Consider the following 820-nt stretch of genomic DNA (forward strand, 5'->3'; position numbering starts at 1 on the left):
GGACCGCTTCTCCCACCCCGCCAAGTCGCGTCGCCGCCGGTCAGCATCGCGTCGCCGTCGCCCGCCCTCGTGGCCGCCGCCGCCTTGGCGGGCGGAGCGGCGATCGAGCGCCAGCAGGCTCTCGGAGACCTCCCAGCCGGCGTCCGCGATCTCCGGGCCGGGGATCGGATCCCAACCGACCGCGGAGCCGTTCCAGTCCCAGATCCGCGCGGCGCCGTCGGCCCCCGCGGTGATCAATCGATCCGGCCGATCCGGGGCGAACGCCACGCCCCGCGTCGCCCCGCCCCGACCGCGCAGCGCCACCGAGGTAGTGCTCCATTCACCGCCATCCTCAGTCGGCGGAGCGAGGACGAACACGAACGGGCCGGCGTCCGTCGCCGCGGCGACGGCCAGTCGGAAGTCGCTGGGGCCGGGGTCTTCGAGGACGGCGCCTTCCGGCGAGAGCCGCGGCAGCGCCCCGGCCGCGGGAACGGCGAGATCGTGCACCGCGACGCCCGCTCCGCCGGCCTCGGCGAACGCCTCCGCCAACGCCCGACCCGGGTTCGCAGCGTCCCACAGCCGTACGGCGCCGGTTGTGTCCGCGGTGAGGACGTACCGGGTTCCGTCCGGCCCGACGGGCACGAACGTCGCCGCGGCGATCGATGCGGCGTGCGCGGCGAATTCCCCGCCCAACGCCCGCGGGACGGACAGCGCGGCGTCGTCGCCGCCCTCGTCCGAATCGGCGCCCGCAGCGGCGGCGGGGTCCGCGGTGGGGTCCGCGGTGGGGTCGTAGTCGTACAGCCAGGCGCGGCGGCCGGCGGCGACCAGCAGCGTGCGGCTT

Annotated in this window: 1 pseudogene; it reads right to left on the reverse strand. The window is 76.8% G+C overall.

The features are described 5' to 3' along the window. Window positions 1–820: pseudogene (locus tag LzC2_RS21570) on the reverse strand (hypothetical protein); the annotation flags it as partial.

The sequence above is a fragment of the Alienimonas chondri genome (assembly GCF_013036045.1).
Taxonomy (GTDB): domain Bacteria; phylum Planctomycetota; class Planctomycetia; order Planctomycetales; family Planctomycetaceae; genus Alienimonas; species Alienimonas chondri.